Origin of the sequence: Vibrio sp. 10N.286.51.E5, assembly GCF_041469125.1 — a bacterium.
Classification (GTDB): domain Bacteria; phylum Pseudomonadota; class Gammaproteobacteria; order Enterobacterales; family Vibrionaceae; genus Vibrio; species Vibrio crassostreae_C.
This window is the reverse complement of record NZ_JBFRJZ010000115.1, coordinates 1-488: the sequence shown is the minus strand read 5'-3', so window position 1 is coordinate 488 and position 488 is coordinate 1. Positions and strand designations below refer to the sequence as shown.

Below are 488 nucleotides of genomic sequence, written 5' to 3'. Positions count from 1 at the left end.
AAGAAGTAGTCGGTATCTCGATACCCATACCCCATTCGCTTGATTAGCTTTATCTTGTTGTTTATCCCTTCTAGGGTGCAGGTGTTTAGCGGATAACTTGCCGATGCGATAATACCGTGAAGATAAGGACTCAGTTTTCGTGCGAACTCTTTCAATGGCTTAATTCCACTCTCTTGTACTTGTGCCCACCAAGCCTCCCAGAGCCCTTTAGCATGTGCTTCTGATTCACAATACCAAAGCTCTTTGAGTTGTGCCCCGAGTATATAAGTGGTCATTAAGTCCTTATTGATATTCAATATTTCTGTAAGATAGCTGTCTTGCCGTGGATTTAAGTTGCCTCTATTTTTCAACAACACCCAGCGTGAGCGCTTGACCCATTGCCTCGCTTTTTTATCTTGCTTGAGTTTGTTGGCTTGGTCGACTCTGACTCTATCCATTACCTCACGACCGAACTTAGCAACAACATGGAATAAGTCGTAAACGATTTT

1 protein-coding gene is annotated in these 488 nt (G+C 43.0%); it reads right to left on the bottom strand.

What is annotated here, in order from left to right:
- Positions 1-488: transposase (locus tag AB4161_RS22645; RefSeq protein WP_372084381.1), on the bottom strand; the 488-nt coding region annotated here is incomplete at both ends.